This is a genomic window from Thioclava sp. F34-6 (genome assembly GCF_002213235.1).
Taxonomy (GTDB): Bacteria; Pseudomonadota; Alphaproteobacteria; order Rhodobacterales; family Rhodobacteraceae; genus Thioclava; species Thioclava nitratireducens.
Window position 1 is genome coordinate 528,003 of sequence record NZ_NBOA01000001.1, and the last position, 20,061, is coordinate 548,063.

The 20,061-nt window shown below is 62.5% G+C and carries 19 protein-coding genes; 13 read left to right on the top strand and 6 right to left on the bottom strand.

The features are described from left to right. Nucleotides 1–8: 8 nt before the first annotated feature. From B6V72_RS02395 to B6V72_RS02405, 3 genes are all read left to right on the top strand, one after another. A complete protein-coding gene (locus B6V72_RS02395) occupies nt 9–1,331 on the top strand; it encodes an HlyC/CorC family transporter (protein ID WP_075776471.1) in 1,323 nt (440 codons plus the stop codon). A gap of 93 nt (nt 1,332–1,424) precedes the next feature. Next, the gene (guaA, locus tag B6V72_RS02400) at nt 1,425–2,987 is read left to right on the top strand and encodes a glutamine-hydrolyzing GMP synthase (protein ID WP_075776472.1); all 1,563 of its coding nucleotides are present in this window, start codon (nt 1,425–1,427) and stop codon (nt 2,985–2,987) included. A 133-nt stretch (nt 2,988–3,120) separates the two neighbouring features. Beyond that, nucleotides 3,121–3,396 (top strand): antibiotic biosynthesis monooxygenase, encoded by a 276-nt coding sequence (locus tag B6V72_RS02405; RefSeq protein ID WP_088734472.1) that lies wholly within the window; start codon nt 3,121–3,123, stop codon nt 3,394–3,396. 4 nt (nt 3,397–3,400) lie between these two features. Here B6V72_RS02405 and B6V72_RS02410 read toward each other — a convergent pair whose 3' ends face one another. From B6V72_RS02410 to B6V72_RS02435, 6 genes are all read right to left on the bottom strand, one after another. Continuing rightward, nucleotides 3,401–4,957, bottom strand: coding sequence for a trimethylamine methyltransferase family protein (locus B6V72_RS02410; protein WP_088734474.1), 1,557 nt, complete (start codon nt 4,955–4,957; stop codon nt 3,401–3,403). 71 nt (nt 4,958–5,028) lie between these two features. Beyond that, the gene (locus B6V72_RS02415; protein WP_088734476.1) at nt 5,029–6,114 is read right to left on the bottom strand and encodes an ABC transporter ATP-binding protein; all 1,086 of its coding nucleotides are present in this window, start codon (nt 6,112–6,114) and stop codon (nt 5,029–5,031) included. A gap of 10 nt (nt 6,115–6,124) precedes the next feature. After that, entirely contained in the window at nt 6,125–7,765 is a 1,641-nt protein-coding gene (locus B6V72_RS02420) for an alpha-glucosidase (protein ID WP_075776476.1), read from the bottom strand. Then, complete coding sequence (locus tag B6V72_RS02425; RefSeq protein ID WP_075776477.1) at nt 7,765–8,922, bottom strand: carbohydrate ABC transporter permease; 1,158 nt, start codon at nt 8,920–8,922, stop codon at nt 7,765–7,767. Before B6V72_RS02425 ends, B6V72_RS02420 begins: the two co-directional genes overlap by 1 nt. Then, nucleotides 8,922–9,899, bottom strand: a complete 978-nt coding sequence (locus B6V72_RS02430; protein ID WP_075776478.1) for a sugar ABC transporter permease — start codon at nt 9,897–9,899, stop codon at nt 8,922–8,924. The genes B6V72_RS02425 and B6V72_RS02430 overlap by 1 nt, the downstream gene beginning before the upstream one ends. Nucleotides 9,900–9,972: 73 nt before the next feature. Next, a complete protein-coding gene (locus B6V72_RS02435; RefSeq protein ID WP_088734478.1) occupies nt 9,973–11,337 on the bottom strand; it encodes an ABC transporter substrate-binding protein in 1,365 nt (454 codons plus the stop codon). A gap of 268 nt (nt 11,338–11,605) precedes the next feature. Here B6V72_RS02435 and B6V72_RS02440 point away from each other — a divergent pair, with 268 nt between their 5' ends. The 10 genes from B6V72_RS02440 to B6V72_RS02485 all read left to right on the top strand — a co-directional run bounded on the left by B6V72_RS02440 (nt 11,606) and on the right by B6V72_RS02485 (nt 20,054). After that, entirely contained in the window at nt 11,606–12,637 is a 1,032-nt protein-coding gene (locus tag B6V72_RS02440) for a substrate-binding domain-containing protein (RefSeq protein ID WP_088734480.1), read from the top strand. 46 nt (nt 12,638–12,683) lie between these two features. Then, complete coding sequence (locus tag B6V72_RS02445; protein WP_075776481.1) at nt 12,684–14,012, top strand: GH1 family beta-glucosidase; 1,329 nt, start codon at nt 12,684–12,686, stop codon at nt 14,010–14,012. Beyond that, a complete protein-coding gene (locus tag B6V72_RS02450; RefSeq protein WP_075776482.1) occupies nt 14,009–14,965 on the top strand; it encodes an ROK family protein in 957 nt (318 codons plus the stop codon). Before B6V72_RS02445 ends, B6V72_RS02450 begins: the two co-directional genes overlap by 4 nt. A 113-nt stretch (nt 14,966–15,078) precedes the next feature. Beyond that, nucleotides 15,079–15,363, top strand: a complete 285-nt coding sequence (locus B6V72_RS02455) for an STAS domain-containing protein (protein WP_088734482.1) — start codon at nt 15,079–15,081, stop codon at nt 15,361–15,363. Continuing rightward, nucleotides 15,360–15,725 (top strand): response regulator, encoded by a 366-nt coding sequence (locus B6V72_RS02460; RefSeq protein ID WP_075776484.1) that lies wholly within the window; start codon nt 15,360–15,362, stop codon nt 15,723–15,725. Before B6V72_RS02455 ends, B6V72_RS02460 begins: the two co-directional genes overlap by 4 nt. Before the next feature lie 10 nt (nt 15,726–15,735). Continuing rightward, nucleotides 15,736–17,973: a chemotaxis protein CheA gene (locus tag B6V72_RS02465; RefSeq protein ID WP_088734484.1), complete on the top strand. Its 2,238-nt coding sequence runs from the start codon at nt 15,736–15,738 to the stop codon at nt 17,971–17,973. Between the two features lie 3 nt (nt 17,974–17,976). Beyond that, entirely contained in the window at nt 17,977–18,447 is a 471-nt protein-coding gene (locus tag B6V72_RS02470; protein ID WP_088718650.1) for a chemotaxis protein CheW, read from the top strand. Continuing rightward, nucleotides 18,444–19,301: a protein-glutamate O-methyltransferase gene (locus B6V72_RS02475; protein WP_088734486.1), complete on the top strand. Its 858-nt coding sequence runs from the start codon at nt 18,444–18,446 to the stop codon at nt 19,299–19,301. The genes B6V72_RS02470 and B6V72_RS02475 overlap by 4 nt, the downstream gene beginning before the upstream one ends. 4 nt (nt 19,302–19,305) lie before the next feature. Then, on the top strand, nt 19,306–19,692 hold the full coding sequence (locus B6V72_RS02480; protein ID WP_075776487.1) for a response regulator: 387 nt from the start codon (nt 19,306–19,308) through the stop codon (nt 19,690–19,692). Then, a complete protein-coding gene (locus B6V72_RS02485; protein ID WP_088734488.1) occupies nt 19,692–20,054 on the top strand; it encodes a hypothetical protein in 363 nt (120 codons plus the stop codon). Before B6V72_RS02480 ends, B6V72_RS02485 begins: the two co-directional genes overlap by 1 nt. The last annotated feature ends 7 nt before the right edge of the window (nt 20,055–20,061 follow it).

Genomic DNA, 20,061 nt, shown 5'->3' on the forward strand with positions numbered 1-20,061 from the left:
CTGACACCATGGAAAACACACTCGATTTTGCCTTCTGGCTCACCGCCGGTTCGATCATTCTGCTGCTGGCGCTCTCGGCCTTCTTCTCGGGCTCGGAAACCGCACTGACCGCGGCCAGCCGCGCGAAGCTGCGCGCGCAGGCCGACAAGGGCGAAAGTGGCGCGCAGACCGCGCTTGAGGTCACCGAGGATAGCGAGCGTCTGATCGGCGCGATCCTGCTGGGCAACAACGTGGTCAACATCCTCTCGGCCTCGCTGGCGACCGCGCTGCTTACGCGGGTCTTCGGGCAATCGGGTGTGGCGCTCGCGACGCTGGTGATGACGGTGCTGGTGCTGGTCTTCTCGGAAGTCCTGCCCAAGACCTACGCAATCACCCTGCCGGAGAAAGTCGCCTCGAAAGTCGCGGGCCCGATCCGCGTCGTGACCCTCGTCCTCGCCCCGATCGTCGCCATCGTGCGGATGATCGTGCGCGGCATTCTCTATGCCTTCGGGATGCGGACCGACAAGAACACCCATATGTTCTCGATCCACGAGGAAATCGCGGGCGCGCTGGCGCTGGGGCAATCCGAGGGCACGGTGGACAAGGAAGATCGCGACCGCTTGCTGGGCGCGCTCGACCTTGGCAATCGCACGGTCGAAGAGATCATGCTCCACCGGAGCCAGATCGAGATGATCGACATCGAGGAAGACCCCGATGCGATCCTCACGGCGGTGCTGTCCTCACCTCATACCCGGCTGCCGCTCTATCGCGGCGAGCGCGAGAACGTGGTGGGCGTGATCCACTCGAAAGACCTGCTGCGCGCGGTCGAGAAAGTCGTGCGCGGGGGCGACGGGACGCTGGAGAGCGTGGCGGACCTCGACATCTCCAAAGTGATGATGAAGCCCTATTTCGTCCCCGAGACCACGCCGCTCGACGAACAGATGCAGGAGTTCCTGAAACGTCGCACCCATTTCGCGCTGGTGGTGGACGAATATGGCGATCTGCGCGGTCTGCTGACGCTGGAGGACATCCTCGAGGAAATCGTCGGCGAGATCACCGACGAGTTCGATCCCAAGTCCGAGAAACGCCTGAAACCCACCGAGAACGGCGATTACATCGTCGACGGCGCGATGACGATCCGCGACCTGAACCGCGAGACCGACTGGACGCTGCCCGATGACGAGGCCAACACCGTCGCCGGTCTGGTGATCCACGAGGCGCAGACCATCCCGACCGAGGGTCAGGTCTTCTCCTTCCACGGCTTCCGCTTCGAGGTCGCGGGCCGCAAGGACAACCGGATCACCCGGCTGAAGATCCGGCCGCTGATCCCGGGTGGCTATCCGGAGAGCTGAGCGGCGATGTCGAAGAAGCAACACGCGCGATAAACAACCGTTGCGCAAGCTGCCCTCTTGCCAAGCGCGAAAACGCGTCCTAATGCCATCGGCATGACAGACCATCAGCGCCTCCTCATCATCGACTTCGGTTCTCAAGTCACGCAGCTGATTGCGCGGCGGCTTCGCGAGCTGAATGTTTATTGCGAAATCCATCCCTATCAGAACGTCACCGACGCCTTCCTGAAAGAGTTCGCCCCGAAAGCGATCATCTTCTCGGGCGGGCCGGATTCGGTCACGCGAGAGGGTTCTCCGCGGCCGCCGAAATCGGCCTATGAGCTTGGGGTGCCGATCCTCGGCATCTGCTACGGCCAGCAGGTGATGATGCAGGATCTGGGCGGCCTGGTGGAGGCCAAGCACGGCTCCGCCGAATTCGGGCGCGCCTATGTGACGCCGACCGAGACGCGCATCGATCTGCTCACCGGCTGGTTCATGGATGGCGCGGGCCGCGAGCAGGTCTGGATGAGCCATGGCGACCATGTCAGCCGCATCGCGCCGGGCTTCGAGGTCTACGGCACTTCGCCGGGCGCACCTTACGCGATTACCGCCGATCTGAGCCGTCGGTTCTATGCGGTGCAGTTCCACCCGGAGGTGCATCACACGCCCAACGGCAAGACGCTGTATGAGAACTTCGTGCGCGACGCGGGCTTCACCGGCGACTGGACGATGGATGCCTATCGCGACGAGGCGATCAAGCAGATCCGCGAGCAGGTCGGCGACAGCCATGTGATCTGCGGCCTGTCGGGCGGCGTCGACAGCTCGGTCACCGCGATCCTGCTTCACGAGGCGATCGGCGATCAGCTGACCTGCGTCTTCGTGGATCACGGGCTGCTGCGGCATAACGAGGCCGAAGAAGTGGTCACGATGTTCCGCGACCATTACAATATCAAGCTGATCCATGCCGACGAGAGCGAGCTGTTCCTCGGCGAGTTGGAAGGCGTCACCGACCCTGAAGTGAAGCGCAAGACGATCGGACGCCTCTTCATCGACGTGTTTCAGAAATACGCGGGCGAGATCGAGAACGCGGAATTTCTCGCGCAGGGCACGCTCTATCCCGATGTCATTGAATCGGTAAGCTTCTCGGGCGGCCCTTCCGTCACGATCAAGTCGCACCACAACGTCGGCGGCCTGCCCGAGAAGATGGGCCTGAAACTGGTCGAGCCGCTGCGCGAGCTGTTCAAGGACGAGGTTCGCGCGCTCGGTCACGAGCTGGGTCTGCCGGCGTCGTTCATCGGCCGCCACCCCTTCCCCGGCCCCGGCCTCGCGATCCGCTGCCCCGGCGAGATCACCCGCGACAAGCTGGAGATCCTGCGCAAGGCCGACGCGGTCTATATCGACCAGATCCGCAAGCACGGGCTTTATGACGAGATCTGGCAGGCTTTCGTCGCGATCCTGCCGGTGCGCACCGTCGGCGTGATGGGCGACGGGCGGACCTATGATTACGCCTGCGCCCTACGCGCGGTGACGAGCGTTGATGGCATGACCGCGGATTACTACCCGTTCAGCCACGAATTCCTCGGCGAGACCGCGACGCGGATCATCAACGAGGTGAAAGGCATCAACCGGGTGACCTACGACATCACCTCGAAGCCCCCCGGCACGATCGAGTGGGAGTGAGCCGCGGCGGCCCCCTCTGGGGCCGCAAATTCCTTCCAGTGGAAGGAATTAAGTTGCGAACGCCCGAGGCCCCCGTCCGAGGGCTGATGCCCGCGTCCGAAAGGCGCGGGCCTTTTCTTTCGGGGAGGCCGTGATGGCTTTGAGACTGACCGGACGCCTCATCTGCGCCAATTCGACCGAGGCCGGGATCGTTCATGCCCATCTGCCCGACCACATCGCGCTCACCCATGCCGAGCCGGGATGCGAGATGTTCGAAGTCAGGCAAGGAGCCGATCCGCTGGTCTTCACGGTCTCGGAACGCTTCACCGACCGGGCCGCGTTCGAGGCGCATCAGGCGCGGGTGCAGGCTTCGGAATGGGGCCGCGCGACCCAGGGGATCGCGCGGGATTATCAGATCGAGGAAGACTGAGCCGTTACAGGAAAGCGTCGGGCACTTCTGCCTTCTTTCGTGCGACATAAGCCGCCAACGCCTCGGCGATGCTCGGATCCATGGCGGGCTGCTGATACTCGCTGAGCATCTTCTCGACCCGCTTCGTCGCGAGCGCCATCGTGTCGGGTGCGCCCTGCTCTTCCCAGGTCTCGAAGGGACGGTAATCGAGCAGCTGCGTGCGCCAGAACGCGTCCTTGAAATTGGCCTGCGTATGGGCGCAGCCGAGATAGTGGCCGCCCGGGCCAACCTCGCGGATCGCGTCCATCGCCTGCCCGTTTTCCGAGGCGTCGACGCCCTGCGCCAGACGATGGAGGACGCCCAGTTGATCGGCATCCATTACGAATTTCTCATAGGACGACACCAACCCGCCTTCGAGCCAGCCGCAGGCATGGAGCATGAAGTTCACGCCCGCATAGAGGCCGTTATTGAGCGTGTTGGCGCTCTCGTACGCGGCCTGCGCATCTGGCAGTTTCGAGCCGGTGAAGCCGCCAGCCGAGCGGTAAGGAAGGTTGAGACGGCGTGCGAGTTGGCCCGCACCAAGCGTGATCAGCGAGGCTTCCGGCGTGCCGAACGTGGGTGCGCCCGAGTTCATGTCGATCGAGGTCACGAACGCGCCGAAGATCATCGGCGCACCGGGACGGATCAGCTGGGAATAGGCCACGCCCGCCAGCACCTCGGCCAGCACCTGCGTCAGCGTGCCCGCGACCGAGACCGGCGCCATCGCGCCACCCACGATGAAGGGCGAGATGATGCAGGCCTGATTGTTGCGGGCGTAGATTTCCAGCGCGCCCATCATCGTGTTGTCGAAGGTCAACGGCGAGTTGATGTTGATGAGCGAGGTCATCACCGGGTTATTGTCGACGAACTCCTCGCCGAAGAGGATCTTCGACATCTCGACGCTGTCCTCGGCGCGCGAAGGTTCGGTAACAGAGCCCATATAGGGCTTGTCCGACAGCGTCATATGGGCGTGGAGCATGTCGAGGTGACGTTTGTTCACCGCCACATCGGTCGGCTCGCAGACGGTGCCGCCGGAATGGTGGAGCCATTTCGACATGTATCCGAGCTTCACGAAGTTCCGGAAATCCGCGATCGTCGCGTAGCGGCGACCGCCTTGCGCGTCGCGCACGAAGGGAGGGCCATAGACCGGGGCCAGCACGAGGTTGCGGCCGCCGATCTCGACATTGCGCTCGGGGTTGCGGGCGTGCTGGGTGAATTGCGACGGCGCGGTCGCGCAGAGCTTGCGGGCCAGACCGCGCGGGATGCGCACGCGTTCGCCTTCGATCGAGGCGCCGGCTTCGCGCCAACGCTCCAGGGCTTCGGGGTTTTCGACGAAGTTCACGCCGATCTCTTCGAGCACGGTTTCCGCATTATGCTCGATGATCTCGAGGGCTTCCTCGTTCAGGATTTCCATGTCGGGAATATTGCGCGTGATGAAGCGCGAGAACTCCACCTTCACGGCCGTGCGCTCGGCCCGACGGGCTGCCCCGCCACCACCGCGCGCGCGACGCCCTACACGTTCACCCAAATCCGAATCGGCCATGATTGCCTCCGCCCGTTTATCTCACCTCAAACTAACGGGCAGAGGGATACGCGATGGCCTGTTTGCGTCCGTCAGCGGTAGAGAAGCGACTGACCGTCCGCGAAGAGGTGTACCTTGGACGGATCCGCGCCGAGCTTAATCTCGCTGTGGCGACGGTCGTGATGGATGCCGGGCAGTTTCGCGATGATCGGCTCATGACCGCCCTCCGCCTCGAAGTAGAGCAGCGTCACCTCGCCCAGAGCTTCGACGATATCGACCTTTCCGGTGTAGATCCCCTCGCCCTCGACGGGTTCGAAATCCTCGGGGCGCACGCCGATATTGACCCGGCGCGACAGGTCTTCCGGACGGGTCGCGATGGTGGATCGCGCGAGGCCGCCACCATCGAGTTTCACCGTGGTCATCTCACCCGTCTCGGTGATCTCGCCCGACAGCAGGTTCATCGCAGGGGAGCCGATGAATTGTGCGACGAACTCGTTTTGCGGCTTCTCGTATAGCTCCAGCGGCGTGCCGACCTGCGCGATCCCCTTGTTGGCCAGAACCACGATCCGCGTCGCGAGCGTCATCGCCTCGACCTGATCGTGGGTGACGTAGATCATCGTGCGATCGGGCATCGCCTCTTTCAGCTGGGCGATCTCGATCCGGGTCGCGACGCGCAGCGCCGCATCGAGGTTCGAGAGCGGCTCGTCGAAGAGATACACCTTCGGGTCGCGCACGATGGCGCGCCCGATGGCTACGCGCTGCCGCTGACCACCCGAGAGCGCCTTCGGCAAACGGTCGAGATAATCGGTCAGTTGCAGCATCTTCGCGGCCTTCTCGACGGCGGCGTTGATCTCTTCCTTCGACTGTTTCGCGATCTTCAGGGCGAAGGCCATGTTGTCGCGCACCGTCATGTGCGGATAGAGCGCGTAGGACTGGAAGACCATCGCGATGCCGCGGTTCGAGGGCGGCACGTCGTTCATCCGTACCCCGTCGATCTCGAGCGTCCCGCCCGTGATCTTCTCCAGCCCCGCGATCATCCGCAGAAGTGTCGATTTCCCGCAGCCCGAGGGGCCCACGAAGACGATCAGCTCTCCGGCCTTGATGTCGAGGTTGATGTCCTTGAGGACCGACACCTCGCCATAGCTTTTCGCGACGTTTTCCAGTTTGAGTTCGGCCATTGTCTCCCCCTCAAGCCCCGTGTTCGTCGAGGCGCAGAATGCTCGGCTGCCACGGGCCGAGATGCAAAGTGTGATCGGGCATCGGGCGGATCGAGCCCAGCTCGCCCCCGACCGTCACCCAGTTGCCCGGCGGAACGGTGGCGTTCACCGGATGATCGGACAGGTTGAAATAGCACAGGATCGTCTCCTCCTCGTTCCTGCGCGTGAAGACCAGCAGGTCGCCGGAGCAATACATATCCTCCATCGCGCCGGTCCGAAGCACGTCGTGATTGCGACGGAACGCGATCGCGCGGCGGTAATGGTGCAGGAGCGAGGCCGGGTCGTGCTCGGCCACATCGGTCGCGATATTCTGGTGCGTGGTCGGCACCGGAAGCCACGGGCGCGCCTGCGAGAAGCCCGCATAGGCGGCGTCGCGCTCCCAGACCATCGGGGTCCGGCAGCCGTCGCGGCCCTTGAACTCGGGCCAGAACTCCTTGCCGTAGGGGTCTTGCAGATCTTCGAAGGACAGTTCCGCTTCGTGCAGCCCGAGTTCCTCGCCCTGATAGAGACAGAGCGAGCCGCGCAGGCACATCATCAGCGTCGTATAGAGCCGTGCCGAGGCGGGCGTCAGGTTCCAGCGAGAAATATGGCGCTCCACGTCGTGGTTCGAGTAGGCCCAGCAGACCCAGCCGTCCTTGGCGACCGCATCGACCTTGTCGAACACGGATTTGATGAACTCCGCCTTGAGCGGCTCGTGCCCCGACAGAAGCTCGAACGCGTAGGACATCTGCATCTTGTCCGCGCCGGAGGTGTATTCGCCAAGGATCTCCAGCCCGCGCTGGCTGTCGCCCACTTCGCCGACGGCTGCGGCGTTGTAATTGTTCATCAGCGTCCGGAGCTTGCGCAGGAAGCGCAGGTTCTCGGGGTTGTTCTTGTCGTAGATGTGGCGCTGGTGATTATAGGGGTTCACCTTGGGCGCGGTCTGATCGTTACGCTCTTCCGGCGGCAGCGGCGGGTTATCGCGCAACTCGTCGTCATGCATGTAGAAATTGATCGTGTCGAGGCGGAAGCCATCGACGCCGCGCTCCAGCCAGAACTGCGCCACGTTGAGCAATTCCTGCGTCACTTCCGGATTGTGGAAGTTCAGATCGGGCTGCTCCACGAGGAAGTTGTGCATGTAATACTGCTCGCGCCGGCTGTCCCAATGCCAGCCCGGCCCGCCGAAAATCGACAGCCAGTTATTGGGCGGCGTGCCATCGGGCTTGGGATCGGCCCAGACATACCAGTCGGCCTTGGGGTTATCCCGGCTCGACCGGCTTTCCTGAAACCACGGGTGCTGATCGGAGGTATGGCTCAGCACCAGATCGATCATCACCTTCAGACCCAGCGCATGGGCCGTCGCGATCACCTGGTCGAAATCGGCAAGGCTGCCGAACATCGGATCGACATCGGTGTAATCGCTGACGTCATAGCCGAAATCCTTCATCGGAGAAGTGAAGAAAGGCGAAATCCAGACCGCGTCCGCCCCGAGGCTCGCGACATGCGGCAGGCGTCTGACGATCCCGAGAAGATCGCCGATGCCGTCGCCATTGCTGTCTTGAAAGCTGCGCGGATAGATCTGGTAGATCACTGCTCCGCGCCACCAGTCTTCTTTCTTTGTAAGGGTTTTCATCAACCACCTTTAACCGAACCCGCCAGCAGACCGCGGACGAGATATTTCTGCATTGCGAAGAACACCAGGAGCGGCACGGCGATCGAGATGAAGGCGGCGGACGCCAGAATACCCCAATCGCCGCCGCGCGACCCCAGAAGGTCGTCGGCGATCTTCACGGTCATCACCTTCGACGCGTCATTGGCCGGAAGGAAGACTTTCGCGACAAGTAGGTCGTTCCAGACCCAGAGGAACTGGAAGATTGCAAAAGAAGCGAGCGCCGGGAATGACAAAGGCAGCACGATTTTCATGAAGATCTGGAAATCTGTCGCCCCGTCGACCTTCGCGCTCTCGATGATGTCACGCGGCAGACCCACCATGTAGTTCCTGAGCAGGTAGATCGCGAGCGGCAAGCCGAAGCCGGTATGGGCCAGCCATATCCCGAGGAAGCTTTGCCCGATGCCGATCTCCTGATGGAGCCGCAGAAGCGGCACCAACGCGAGCTGCAGTGGCACGACCAGAAGGCCCACGACGGCCGCGATCAACAGGCCACGGCCCGGGAACTCCATCCAGGCCAGCGCATAGGCCGCGAAAGCCGCGACGAGGATCGGGATGATCGTCGCCGGGATCGTCACCGTCAGCGTGTTCATGAAGGCCTGCCCCATGCCGTCGGAGAACAGCACGTTGCGATAATTGGCCAGCGTGAAGGCGGGCGGCATCTCGGCCACGAAATAGACCCGCGGGCCCGAGCCCTCGAAGCTCGTCTTCGACGTGGCCTTGTAGGTGCCGTCCTTGGCGACGCTCAGCGTGCCGCCATCGCCGGTATCGACCGTCTCCCCCGCCTTGTAGGCGCCCGGCTTGATGCCCGAGGTGCCGAAAGCGGTGATCGTCGTGCCCGGTTTCAGGTCATTCGCGTTCTGCCCGTTATTGAGCAGATCGCCCTCGAGCACGTAGAGCCCGTCGACCTGTTTCTCACCGTCGGCCGGGATGCGGTCGCGGAAGGCTTTCTCGACCGAGAATGCCGCGTCCCACCAGCCCGACTGACTGATCTGGTCCGTCGTGCGGAAGGAGCTGACCAGGAGCCCCACCGTCGGCACGAGCCAAAGCACCACCATGAAGACGACCGAGAGTTGCACCGCCCATGTCAGGCGCGATTTCTGTCCTGCGATAGCGGCCATCAGCGCGTCTCCCTACGGGCTTGAATGATGTTCCAGATCATCACCGGCAGCACGATGATCATGATGACGAAGGCCACAGCCGTCGCGCGCCCGTCGTCGCGGAACATGTATTGCATCATGTAGCTGGGCAGGATCTGGGTGCCGAAATTCCCGCCCGTCGTTGCGTAGACGATGTCGAAGACCTTCAGCACGAGGATCGTGATCGTGGTCCAGACCACGACGATCGTCGGCATGATCTGAGGCACCTTGATCTTGAAGAACAGCTGGAACGGGTTCGCCCCGTCGAGCACCGCGGCTTCGATCGTCTCCTCGGGGATCCCGCGCAGCGCGGCCGACAGGATCACCATCGCGAAGCCCGTCTGGATCCAGATCAGGATCACCATCAGGAAGAAGTTGTTCCAGAACGGCACCTGCAACGGGTCGAGCGGCTGCATGTGGAAGGCCACGCGGATCGCGTTGATCATCCCGATATCGGGGTTCACCGCATAGACGAATTTCCAGATCAGCGAAGCACCCACGAAAGAGATCGCCATCGGCATGAAGATCAGCGATTTCGCGATGTTACCCCACTTGATGCGGTCGGTGAGCTGCGCGGCCAGCAGACCGAGGAAGGTCGCGAGCGCAGGCACGACAAGCACCCAGAGGAAGTTGTTGAACACGGCCTGACGGAAGCTCGCATCCATCGCGAGCCGCTCGTAATTGCCAAGGCCGATGAAGGTCCCGCCATCGCGGTTGAACAGCGAGCGCCAGAACGAGCCCACCACCGGATAGGCGAGATACAGACCGAGCGCGAAGATCGCCGGGAACAGGAACAGCCAGGGGCGGACCATGTTCGCGCGGTTGATGTTGCGCCCCGGATCGGCGCCTTTCGGCGGGAAGATGACTCGGTCGAGGACGATGTTGGCGGCGTAGAAATAGGCCACACAACCGCCCACCCCGAGCGCGATCGTTATCAGCCCCTGCAAGATCGGTGACATCAGGTCCCTCCCCGAACCGGCGTGTGAAGATGCAAACGCCCCCGGAAAAACGCTCCGGGGGCGCAGGCGTTGGTTACTTCTGGATGCTGTCCCAGCGCTTCTGGACCGCGTCGGCGGCCTCTTGCGCGGTCTCGTCACCGGTCGTGTAGGCGACCATCGCCTTCCAGAACGCATCGGTACCGATCTCGCCCGGCATCTGGTCCGACCCGTCGAAGCGGAAGGTCGTGGCGTCCAGCAGGATCGAGTTCATGTGACGCTGCACGTCATTGGCGAAGGCCGCCGGATTGACGTTCTTGTTCGGCGTCAGGAAGCCCGATTGCGCCATCCAGATTTCCGAGGCGATCGGCGTCTCGAGGAACTTGATGAAGGCCTCGGCAGCCTTGGAGTCCTTGGTGATGCCGAACATCGTGCCCGCGCCGAGAACCGGTTTACCCAGATCCTTGTCTGCATAGGCCGGGAAGTAGAAGAAGTTCACGTCCTGACCGACTTTGGTCCCTTCGGGGAAGAAGGTCGGGATGAAGCTCGCCTGCTTGTGCATGTAGCATTTCGGCGGGAAGTCGAAGAGACCCTTCGGGCTGTCGCGGAAGTCGGTGGTGGCCACCGCCTGCTCGCCGCCTTCGGCGAAGCCGGGGGTCTTGGCGAACCAACCGTAATCCTTGATCGCCTCGACGACCTTGGGATCGTTGAACTTCAGCTTGTTGGTGACCCAATCGTCATAGGTCTCGGGCGACTGCGTGCGCAGCATGATATCCTCGACCCAGTCGGTCGCGGGCCAGCCGGTCGCAGCCCCCGAACCCAGACCGATACACCACGGCGTGCCGCCATCGGCCTTGATCTGCTCGGTCAGCGACTTCAGATCCTCCATGGTCTCAGGCACCTTGTAGCCCGCTTCCTTGAAGTTCTCCGGCACGTACCAGACGAGCGATTTCAGGTCCGCCTTGAACGGGAAGGTGAAGGTCTGCGCCTCGCCATCCTTGTTCTTGTAGGTGGACAGATCCTCCCAGGATTTTCCGGCGGCGTAATTGTTCTTGATCCAGTCGCCCGTCCCGTCGGGCATCGGCGTCAGGTATCCCTGGCGGGCCATGTCCGATGCGAGGCCCGGCTGCGGGAACACCGCGATATTCGGGGGCGTGCCGGCCTTGGCGGCGATCACGATATCCTGCTCGAAGCTCTCCGACCCCGAGTAGTTCACCTTGGCCCCGGTCGCGGCTTCGAAATAAGCCAGAACGCTCTCGAAGAGCGCCTTGTCATTGCCGGTCCACGGGCCAGTGATCGTCAGCGTCTCGCCGCTCAGATCGGTGTCGCTCTTGAATTGGTCATAGCTTTGCCAGTCGAACTTGTCGCCGTCGCTGCCCGGCGCGAAATTGAGATCCTGCGCGTTAGCGAGCCCGGCCGACAGCGCCAGCGCCGCGATCCCAAGCATCAGATGTTTGGTCATGAAATCCTCCCGGTGTGTCGCGCTTTTCGGCTTGGCGACTCGCCCGACCCAAAGCGCTTTGGACGTCTGCGACCGTTTCAGAGCCTCGCAGCGATGTCAACAAAACGCGCTCTCGTCGTGTTCAAATATACTCTATATCGTCGTTGGTTGCGCGCAGCTGCACGCCGCGGCGCAGCAGGAGGAACGCCGCGCGCGCAGCATTGACGGCGTGCGAGGCTAAGCCTAGTCTCGCCTCCAATCCAAAGCGGTTTGGCTTTTAGAACCCGATATGAATCTCAAGACCTTGGCACAGGAACTGGGGCTGTCCCCCACCACGGTGAGCCGCGCGCTCAATGGCTATCCGGAAGTTTCGGAAGCCACGCGCCGCCGCGTGCGCGAAGCTGCCGAGGCCGCGAACTACCACCCCAATACGCAGGCGAAACGGCTTGCGACGGGACGGACGATGGCGATCGGTCACATCATCCCGATCTCGGATCGGCACGAGATCGTGAACCCGGTCTTCGCCGATTTCATCGCTGGCGCGGGTGAAGTCTATGCGCAGCGGGGCTACGACATGGTCATGACGATCGTGCCCGACGATTCCGAGGCCCGCGCCTATGCCGAACTGCGCTCGAAAGGCAATGTCGACGGCGTGCTGATCCACGCCCCGAAAGTCGGGGATCACCGGATCGAGATGCTCGACGCGCTGGGGCTGCCTTACGTTCTGCACGGGCGGGTCAGCGGATCGGATTCCGCCTTCAGCTGGGTCGATGTGAACAACAAGCGCGCCTTCGAGCGGGCCACAAATTTCCTGCTCGATCTGGGTCATCGGCGGATCGCGCTGATCAACGGCATCAAAGAGATGGATTTCGCCTGCAGGCGTCGACGCGGCTACGAGGCGGCGCTCCGGGCGCGCGGCCTTCCGGTCGATCCCGACCTGATCGTCGAGGGCGAGATGACCGAGGCACAGGGCCATGATGCGGCGCGCGAGATGTTGCAATGGCCCGACCCGCCGACCGCCTTCCTGACCGCCTCGCTGCTATCCGCGATGGGGGCGCGACGCGGCATCGAAGAGGCCGGGCTGGTGATGGGGCGCGATGTCTCAATCGTGACCCATGACGACGAGTTGGGCTACCTGAGAAACGGCACGGCGGAAGAGCCGATCTTCACCGCGACGCGCTCGTCGGTGCGCGAGGCGGGACGACGCTGCGCGGCGCTGCTGATCGAGCAGATCGAGAGCGGCGACCGCAGCCCGCGCCACGAACTGATGGAGGCGGTTCTGGTTCTCGGCCAGTCCACCGGACCCGTCCCCGCACAATGAGGCGCGCCGCGCCCGAATTGAAACCAATTTTACACACAGGATGAAGATGCTCCCGAAACGCTCTGATTTTCCTGCCGATTTCCAGTTCGGCGTCGCCACCTCCTCCTACCAGATCGAGGGCCATTCCTTTGGTGGCGCAGGCCCGACCCACTGGGACACATTCGCCGCCACACCGGGCAATGTCGTGCGCGCCGAGAATGGCGCCGTGGCCTGCGATCACTACCACCGCTGGGAAGAAGACCTCGACCTGATCGCCAATGCGGGATTCGACATCTACCGCTTCTCGACCTCCTGGGCGCGCGTGATGCCCGAAGGGCGCGGCCCGGTGAATCGCGAGGGTCTGGACTTCTACGACCGACTGGTCGACGGGATGCTGGAGCGCGGGCTGAAACCGGCGCTCACGCTCTATCACTGGGAGCTGCCCGCGCCGCTCGCCGACAAGGGTGGTTGGCGCAACCGCGATATCGCCTCCTGGTTCGCCGACTTCACGCAGGTCATCGCGGATCGTCTGGGCGACCGGATCTGGTCCGCCGCCCCGATCAACGAGCCTTGGTGCGTCAGTTGGCTGAGCCACTTCCTCGGCCATCACGCGCCGGGCCTGCGCGACATTCGCGCGACGGCGCATGCGATGCATCACGTTCTGCTCGCCCATGGCAAGTCGACGCGTGTGATGCGCGCGCACGGGATGAAGAACCTCGGCGCGGTATGCAATCTGGAATACCCGATCCCCGCCGATGACAGCCCCGAGGCCGCCGCCGCTGCAGATCTCTATGATGCCTATTACAACCGCTTCTTCGTTGAGGGCATCTTCAAGGGACGTTACCCCGAGCAGGTGATGGAAGCCTTCGCGCCGCACATGCCGCATAACTGGGAAGACGATTTCGCTCTGATCGGCGAGAAGCTCGACTGGCTGGGGCTCAATTACTACACCTGCAAGCGCATCGCGCCCACCGAGGGCCCGTGGCCCGCGCATCACGAGGTCGACGGCCCGCTGCCGAAAACCGCGATGGGCTGGGAGATCTATCCCGAGGGGCTCTATCAGTTCCTGACCCGTCTCTCGCGCGAATATACCGGTGACCTGCCGCTCTACGTGACCGAGAACGGCATGGCCGCGCCCGACGTGGTCGAGGATGGCAAGGTCGAGGACCCGCATCGCATCGCCTATTACAGCGAGCACCTCGCCGCCGTGCAGCGCGCGATCGCCGAGGGCACCCCCGTGAAGGGCTATATCGGCTGGTCACTGATGGACAATTACGAGTGGGCCTTGGGCTACGAGAAACGCTTCGGGCTCGTCCACGTGGACTTCGACAGCTTGCAGCGCACCCCGAAAGCGTCCTATCTGGCATGGAAAGACGCATTGGGGAGCCGCGGATGAGCGATCAAATCACCCTGCTGGCCGATATCGGCGGCACCAATACCCGGGTCGCGATGGCCCGCGACGGCAAGCTGATCCATTCCACGATCCGTCGGTATCCCAATCTGGGCCGCGGTGCGCTGGAGGAGATTCTCGCTGAATATATCCGCGACGAGGATTGCGGTCCCATTGCGGGTGCCTGCGTCGCCGCCGCCGGCCCGGTGCGCGACGACGTGGCCGAGATGACCAATCTCGCCTGGATAATCCGTGCCGACAATATCGCGCGCCTGACCGGGACGGATCAGGTCTTCGTGCTCAACGATCTGCAGGCGCAGGGTCATGCGCTGGGAAGTCTCGCCGAGGATGCCGTGCGTCCGATCCTGCCCGGGCTGCCCGCGAAGGAAGGCTCCGCGCGGCTGGTGGTCGGCATAGGCACCGGCTTCAACGCGGCTCCCGTGCACGAGGGCCCCGGCGGCCGCGTCGTCCCCCCTTCCGAGGCCGGACACACCACCTTGCCGATCGAGACCGAGGCCGATTTCGCGCTCAAGACCTATCTCGATGCGAAACATGATTTCGCCAGTGTCGAGCATGTCGTGTCGGGCCGCGGTCTGGAACGTCTCTACGCCTATCTCCGGGGAGAGGAAGACGCGACCACGTCCGGGCAGGAAATCCTCGAAGCGATCACCCGTGGCGAGGAGAAAGCCGTCGCGGCGGGGCAATTGTTCGTTCAGATGCTGGGCCGTGTCGTGGGTGATCTGGCGCTGACCCACCTGCCCTTCGGCGGCATCTACCTGATCGGTGGCGCGGCGCGCGGCGTCGTGCCGTGGCTCGAGGAATTCGGCTTCGCCGAAGCGATGCAGGCCAAGGGCCGCTTCTCGGAGTTCCTGCGCGCCTTCCCGGTCTATGTGATCGAAGACGATTACGCAGCGCTGCAGGGCTGCGCCTCCTATCTTTCTTCGCGGATGTCGCGATAGGCGCGTTTCCGTCAAGCCTATTTTAACGGCTTGAACTTAGACCTCTTTCACGGATGTGTTTGAAAGAGGTTGCCGATGCGTACGCCCTGCCTTCGTGACTTTCCGGTGGCGCCATGACTGCGCTTACCCTGCCCGACCGGATCGATCTTGCGACCGTGCGCTCGCTGCATGAGTCGCTGACATGCGTGGCGACGCAGGACGTCGCGCTAGATGCCTCCAACGTGACCCATCTCGGGGCGCTTGGGCTACAGCTGCTGGTGTCCGCGGCGAAAACCGCACGAAGCGCGGGCCACCGCCTCGAGATCACGTCCAGCTCCGAGGCATTCGAAAGCGCGCTCGCCCGGTTCGGCCTCTCGCGCGCCGATCTGCAACATCAGCCGGATGCGGAGGCCGTATGACCCTGAAAGTCCTCGCGGTCGACGACAGCCGCACCATTCGCGACATGCTCAAACTCACCCTCGAACACGCCGGGATGGAGCTTTATCTCGCCGAAGACGGCGTGCACGGGCTGGAGGTTCTCGACGGGCTGGAGCCTGACGCGATAATCTCCGACATCAACATGCCGCGCCTCGACGGGTTCGGCTTCATCGAGGCTGTGCGCGGCCAGGAACGCCACCGCGCCACCCCGATCCTCGTCCTCACCACCGAATCCGCGGCAGAGCTGAAAGCCCGCGCCCGCGCCGCCGGGGCGACCGGCTGGATCGTGAAGCCTTTCGACCCGACCAAGCTGGTCAAGGCGCTCAACATGGTTGCCGGGTAAGGAGCGCGACATGTCCGACCCGATGGCAGAAATCAAAGCGTCCTTCTTCATCGAATGCGAAGAGCTGCTCGAAAGCCTGCAAGACGCGCTCTCCGACCTCGACGAAGGGGCCGACGATGGCGAAACGATCAACGTCGTCTTTCGGGCGGTCCATTCGATCAAGGGCGGCGCCGGCGCCTTCGGCCTCGATGCGCTGGTCGCTTTCGCCCATCGCTTCGAAACCGTGCTGGACGAACTGCGCTCAGGCAGGCTCGCCCTCACGCCCGAAGCGGTGAAACTATTCTTTCAAGCGGCCGATTTGCTCACCGACGAGATCCATGCCGCCCGCGAAGGCTCACCTGAACCCGCAACCGCCGAGGCGTGCCTGCAGTCTCTCGAAGCGCTTTTGGGCGAGAGCGGGGCAGAGCGCGTGGCGGAAGCGGAAGACGATGAGGTTTCAGATTTCCAACCTATGGGTCTTGCGCTCGATCTCGACTTCGATTTCGTGCCGGTGGAGGCACCTCCGTCGGGATTCAACCTGGAGTTCCGCCCGGATACCGCTCTCTACGCCTCTGGCAACGAACCGCTCCAACTCCTGCGAGCCCTTTCCGATATTGCAGATATCTCCGTCGTGACCGACACGACTGCGGTCCCGTCGCTCGACGCGCTCGACGCCGAGGAGAACCATCTCGGCTGGTCGGTACAGATCACCGGCGATATCGGTGAAGACGAAATTCGCGAGGTCTTCGAATTCGTCGAAGATGTCTGTCAGCTCGATATCTCCCCGACACTAGAAACACCCGAAGTGCCCCCCGCGGGGCTCCCCGGCATCGATAGCGAACTGCGCGAATACGCCCACGAAGAGGAAGACGACGGCCAAGATCTTGAATCGGAAGCGCAGAGTTCGGAAAACGCCGCCCCTCCCCGAGCGGAAGAGGGAGCCGAGGCCGCGCCCGCAGCCCCCTCGCGCAAGGCCGATCCGTCCCCCACCGGGCATCAAGCTGAGACTGCGAAGCCAACCGCTGCGCAGCCCGCAGCCGCCGCCCCCCCCGCGCCGGCCGCCGAACAAGGTGCCACGGTGCGCGTCGACATCGAGCGGATCGATCGTCTGGTGAACCTTGTCGGCGAATTGGTGATCAACCAAGCGATGCTCGCCCAATCCGTCGCCGAAGCCGGGCTTCCGCCCAATTCAGCCGTAAATACTGGGCTCGAAGCTTTCATGATGCTCACTCGCGACATCCAGGACAGCGTAATGATGATCCGCGCTCAGCCGGTCAAACCGCTGTTCCAGCGAATGGCCAGGATCGTTCGCGAGGCCTCCTCGGCAATCGGAAAGGATGTCCGCCTAAAGACCGAAGGCGAGACCACCGAGGTCGACAAGACCGTCATCGAACGCCTCGCCGATCCACTCACCCACATGATCCGCAACGCCGTCGATCATGGTCTCGAAGCCCCGGACACGCGCGTGGCCGCAGGCAAACCACGCGAAGGCATCGTCACCCTCTCGGCCCACCATCGCTCCGGCCGGGTCGTCATAGAAGTCAGCGATGACGGCGGCGGCATCAACCGCAAGAAAGTCTTCGGCAAAGCGGTCGAAAAAGGCCTGATCGCCGCCGATGCCCAACTCTCGGACAGCGAAATCGACAACCTGCTCTTCCTGCCCGGCTTCTCCACCGCCGATCAGGTTTCGGCGCTTTCAGGTCGGGGCGTCGGCATGGACGTCGTCAAAAGCTCGATTCAATCCCTCGGCGGTCGAATCTCGATCACCTCCGCCCCCGGCAAAGGCAGCTGCTTTTCGATTTCCCTGCCGCTGACACTCGCCGTGCTCGACGGCATGGTCGTCAACGTCGCCGGAGAAACCCTCGTCGTGCCTCTCTCGTCGATCCTTGAAACGGCCACGCTAACAAGTGAAGACATCCGCGCACTTGGGCCATCGACCAATGTGATCCACCTGCGCGGTGCCTTCGTGCCCCTTTTCGATCTCGGCGCGGAACTCGGATACCGAGACCCGAAGAACTCCTATAGCGGAGATGTCGTCCTGCTCACAGCGCAGGAAGACGGCGCCCGATCCGCACTTGTCGTCGATTCAATACTCGAGCAACGGCAGGTGGTGATCAAAGGCCTACAACAGTCCTACGGCCACATTCCGGGCGTCGCTGCGGCGACAATCCTCGGCGATGGTCAGATCGCGCTCATTCTCGACCCTGCCGATCTCGTGCAAACCGCCTCGGGCAACACCCGCGCCATCGATCTCTCACTCGCAGGATAAGCCATGACCGAAGACAATTCGTCCAAATCTGAAGCCGCCGAAGTCGAGCTCCTCTCCTTCCGTCTGGGCGAAGAGGAATACAGCGTCGACATCATGTCGGTCCGCGAGATCCGCGGTTGGACCCGCGCCACCCCACTGCCCCACGCGCCCACCTTCGTACGCGGCGTGATCAACTTGCGTGGCACGGTTCTGCCCGTTGTAGATCTTTCCGTTCGCCTGGGAATGGAACCGGTCGCAGGCGATGCTCGCAACGTGATAATCGTCGTTCAGGTCGGCGGGCAAACTGCAGGCCTCCTTGTCGACGCGGTCTCCGACATCCTCGCCCTCCCCCGTTCGGAGATGCAACCTCCGCCCGATCTCAACGCCGACATCTCGCAACGCTACATTTCGGCGCTCACGATCGTCGAAGGCCGAATGATCCGGATCCTCGACCTCACGTCCGTACTCCCGCAAGAGGCGATCGAGGCCGCATGAACGCTCCGCAGTCCACATTGGGGCAAGTCGCGCCGACAGAGGCGGAGTTTAGAGCGATCGCACAGCTCCTTTCCGACACGACGGGCATTGTGCTCGCGCCCGGCAAAACCTCGATGGTCCAAAGCCGTCTTGCTAAACGGCTCAGGGCCTTGGGGCTCGCAACCTACAAGGACTATATTGCGCTCGTGAGCTCCGAGGGGGGGCGCGACGAATGCCGTCGCATGGTTTCGGCTCTCACGACGAATGTCACCCATTTCTTCCGCGAGAACCACCACTTCGAGACACTGCGCCAAGTAGTGCTCCCCCCCCTCCTGGAAGAAGCCCGCCGCGGAGGCCGCGTTCGTCTGTGGTCAGCGGGATCCTCGAACGGTCAAGAAGCCTACTCGATGGCCATGACAATAGCCGAGCTCGCTCCCGATTTCGCGACCCTGAACCTGCGCATCCTCGCAACCGACATCGATCCTCTCATGATCGAACAGGGCGCGAAGGGGAGGTATCCCGCAGCTGCGCTTGAGGCGGTGCCAGAGAACCTGCGCAAAAAATATTTTCGACAGGAAGGCGAAGATTATCAAGTTGTCTCGAACCTTCGCGGTCTTGTGCAGTTCCGTGAACTCAATCTCCACGACCGCTGGCCAATGCGCGGAAAATTCGACGTGATTTTTTGTCGCAACGTCGTCATCTACTTCGCGCCGGCAGCGCAGGCCCTGCTCTGGGAGCGGTTCGAAGAACAGCTGACACCAGGGGGATACCTCTTTGTTGGCCATTCTGAACGGGTAACGGACGGGAAACACTCGAATCTCCGAACCGCAGGCGTCACGACCTATCAACTGACTAATCGAACCAGCAGGATCTGACTTCATGGCATTGAGAGACCAATTGCGTATCCTCGTGGTCGACGACATGTCGACGAGTCGAGGTCTCATTATGCAAGCGCTCGACGCGATGGGTATTCGACAGGTCGGATACGCGACCGACGGTCAAAGCGCACTTCAGAGCCTCGAAGCCAAGCCCGTTCATCTTGTGATCTCTGACTACAACATGCCCGGAATGGACGGCTTGCAGTTCCTTCAGGCAATGCGAAAGAACGCACGCACGAAGGGGCTAGGATTTATCCTGATCACCGGACGAGCCGATCGCGAAATCATCGAGACTGGCCGACGTCTTGGGATGAACAACTTCATCAAGAAACCATTCACCCCGCCCGAACTGAAAGCGTGTATCGAAGCTGTCGTGGGACGTTTGTAATGCGGCAATACGCCCGCCAACTCCCAGTCAGAGACATCACCGCACGCGTCGGGCGAGAATTGGAAACGCTCGCTCGCTTGTCGGTTTCACTCCAGAAAACGCTTTCAGCAAGCGGGATTGACGGCGATCTCTCGCCGCATATCGTTCGTGAGATTCAAAGCATTGATTTCATAAGTCAATCTCTTGAAGACCTCGGGGCTTTCGTCAACAAGCTCTCTGAGCAGATATCGCCCGACCTCGCCTGCGACGCAGACACGGTTTTTGCCTCACTTCGGCTTCAAGACCTTGCAGCAGCTCTCGATCCCGAGCATTTTGCCGAGTTTCAAAAACGCGCCACTGACGGTGACGTCAGTTGGTTTTGAAGTAGCT

Excerpts from the sequence above, each read along its gene's own strand:
- B6V72_RS02395 (WP_075776471.1), top strand. The coding sequence starts at position 9 with ATGGAAAACACACTCGATTTTGCCTTCTGGCTCACCGCCGGTTCGATC.
- guaA (WP_075776472.1), top strand. The coding sequence starts at position 1,425 with ATGACAGACCATCAGCGCCTCCTCATCATCGACTTCGGTTCTCAAGTC.
- B6V72_RS02405 (WP_088734472.1), top strand. The coding sequence starts at position 3,121 with ATGGCTTTGAGACTGACCGGACGCCTCATCTGCGCCAATTCGACCGAG.
- B6V72_RS02410 (WP_088734474.1), bottom strand. The coding sequence starts at position 4,957 with ATGGCCGATTCGGATTTGGGTGAACGTGTAGGGCGTCGCGCGCGCGGT.
- B6V72_RS02415 (WP_088734476.1), bottom strand. The coding sequence starts at position 6,114 with ATGGCCGAACTCAAACTGGAAAACGTCGCGAAAAGCTATGGCGAGGTG.
- B6V72_RS02420 (WP_075776476.1), bottom strand. The coding sequence starts at position 7,765 with ATGAAAACCCTTACAAAGAAAGAAGACTGGTGGCGCGGAGCAGTGATC.
- B6V72_RS02425 (WP_075776477.1), bottom strand. The coding sequence starts at position 8,922 with ATGGCCGCTATCGCAGGACAGAAATCGCGCCTGACATGGGCGGTGCAA.
- B6V72_RS02430 (WP_075776478.1), bottom strand. The coding sequence starts at position 9,899 with ATGTCACCGATCTTGCAGGGGCTGATAACGATCGCGCTCGGGGTGGGC.
- B6V72_RS02435 (WP_088734478.1), bottom strand. The coding sequence starts at position 11,337 with ATGACCAAACATCTGATGCTTGGGATCGCGGCGCTGGCGCTGTCGGCC.
- B6V72_RS02440 (WP_088734480.1), top strand. The coding sequence starts at position 11,606 with ATGAATCTCAAGACCTTGGCACAGGAACTGGGGCTGTCCCCCACCACG.
- B6V72_RS02445 (WP_075776481.1), top strand. The coding sequence starts at position 12,684 with ATGCTCCCGAAACGCTCTGATTTTCCTGCCGATTTCCAGTTCGGCGTC.
- B6V72_RS02450 (WP_075776482.1), top strand. The coding sequence starts at position 14,009 with ATGAGCGATCAAATCACCCTGCTGGCCGATATCGGCGGCACCAATACC.
- B6V72_RS02455 (WP_088734482.1), top strand. The coding sequence starts at position 15,079 with ATGACTGCGCTTACCCTGCCCGACCGGATCGATCTTGCGACCGTGCGC.
- B6V72_RS02460 (WP_075776484.1), top strand. The coding sequence starts at position 15,360 with ATGACCCTGAAAGTCCTCGCGGTCGACGACAGCCGCACCATTCGCGAC.
- B6V72_RS02465 (WP_088734484.1), top strand. The coding sequence starts at position 15,736 with ATGTCCGACCCGATGGCAGAAATCAAAGCGTCCTTCTTCATCGAATGC.
- B6V72_RS02470 (WP_088718650.1), top strand. The coding sequence starts at position 17,977 with ATGACCGAAGACAATTCGTCCAAATCTGAAGCCGCCGAAGTCGAGCTC.
- B6V72_RS02475 (WP_088734486.1), top strand. The coding sequence starts at position 18,444 with ATGAACGCTCCGCAGTCCACATTGGGGCAAGTCGCGCCGACAGAGGCG.
- B6V72_RS02480 (WP_075776487.1), top strand. The coding sequence starts at position 19,306 with ATGGCATTGAGAGACCAATTGCGTATCCTCGTGGTCGACGACATGTCG.
- B6V72_RS02485 (WP_088734488.1), top strand. The coding sequence starts at position 19,692 with ATGCGGCAATACGCCCGCCAACTCCCAGTCAGAGACATCACCGCACGC.